Raw genomic sequence first — 1240 nt, forward strand, 5'->3', positions numbered from 1 at the left:
TATGGGTTTCACGGACATGCGCTTCAACGTCAACCTGTCGATTCTGTTCACCGAGCTTCCGTTGCTGGAGCGGCCGGCTGCCGCGCGGGCGGCGGGTTTCACGGCGGTGGAGCTGTGGTGGCCGTGGGTGGACGCTCCCACTCCGGAGCAGTCCGAGCTGGACGCGCTGCGTGAGGCGATCGAGGACGCCGGGGTACACCTGGTGGGCCTGAACTTCTACGCCGGCCAGCTGCCCGGCCCCGACCGCGGTGCACTGTCGGTGCCCGGGGCGGAGTCGGAGAAATTCCGGGCCAACGTGCCGGTGGCGATCGCGTTCGCCACCTCGCTGGGCTGCACCACCTTCAACGCCCTGTACGGCAACCGCATCGAGGGCACAGACCCCGCCGTCCAAGACGCCCTCGCGCTGGAGAACCTCACGTTCGCGGCGCGTGCGGTGGGCGAGGTGGGCGGCACGCTGCTGATCGAGGCACTCAACGCCCCCGAATCGCCGGCCTGCCCGATCGTCTCCGCACCCAAGGCCATCGAGGTCATCGACGCGGTCAACGCCGCCACCGGACTCGACAACACCCGGTTCCTGATGGACCTCTACCACCTGTCGATGAACGGCGAGGACCTCGACGAGGTCATCGACCACCACACCGACAAGACCGCCCACGTACAGATCGCCGACAATCCCGGCCGCGGCGCCCCCGGCACCGGCACTCTCGACTTCACCGCCCTGCTCGGCCGCCTGAAGAAGAACGGCTACGACGGCTACATCGGCCTGGAATACAAGCCCGGCACCACCCCCAGCACCAGCGCCTTCGCCTGGCTCCCCGCACCCCTGCGCCCCGCCCACTAGCCACCAGCCCGGCCACTACGTCTTCCCCCCGTTTGTTTTGAGTGTGAAAGAGGCACTTCGATGAGCAACCTCCCCAAGATCGCATGGATCGGGCTGGGCATCATGGGCTCGCCCATGGCCGAGAACCTGATCAAGGCCGGCTACTCCGTGACCGGCTACACCCTGGAGGCCGACAAGCTCGAACGCCTCGCCCAGGCCGGCGGCACCGCCGCCACCAACATCGCCGAGGCCGTCGCCGACGCCGACGTCATCATCACCATGGTCCCCGCCTCCCCCCACGTCGAAGCCATCGCCTACGGCCCCGACGGCATCCTGGACAACGCCAAGCCCGGGGCACTGCTGATCGACATGTCCTCGATCACCCCGCAGACCTCCATCGACCTGGCCAAGGCCGCCACC

General features: G+C 68.2%; 2 protein-coding genes. Both read left to right on the forward strand.

The genetic code is table 11. From position 1 onward, the window contains the following. The first annotated feature begins 1 nt into the window (after position 1). Positions 2-841, forward strand: a complete 840-nt coding sequence (locus tag ACO1BR_RS44090) for a TIM barrel protein (protein WP_426800749.1) — start codon at positions 2-4, stop codon at positions 839-841. A 60-nt stretch (positions 842-901) separates the two neighbouring features. Then, positions 902-1240 (forward strand): NAD(P)-binding domain-containing protein (locus tag ACO1BR_RS44095; RefSeq protein WP_426800750.1); only part of this gene is annotated, 339 nt, incomplete at its 3' end.

Source organism: Streptomyces sp. YGL11-2, from assembly GCF_050054615.1.
In the GTDB taxonomy this organism is placed as follows: domain Bacteria; phylum Actinomycetota; class Actinomycetes; order Streptomycetales; family Streptomycetaceae; genus Streptomyces.

Bases quoted from the DNA above. Each gene is read 5' to 3' on its own strand.
- ACO1BR_RS44090 (WP_426800749.1), top strand. From the start codon at position 2: ATGGGTTTCACGGACATGCGCTTCAACGTCAACCTGTCGATTCTGTTC.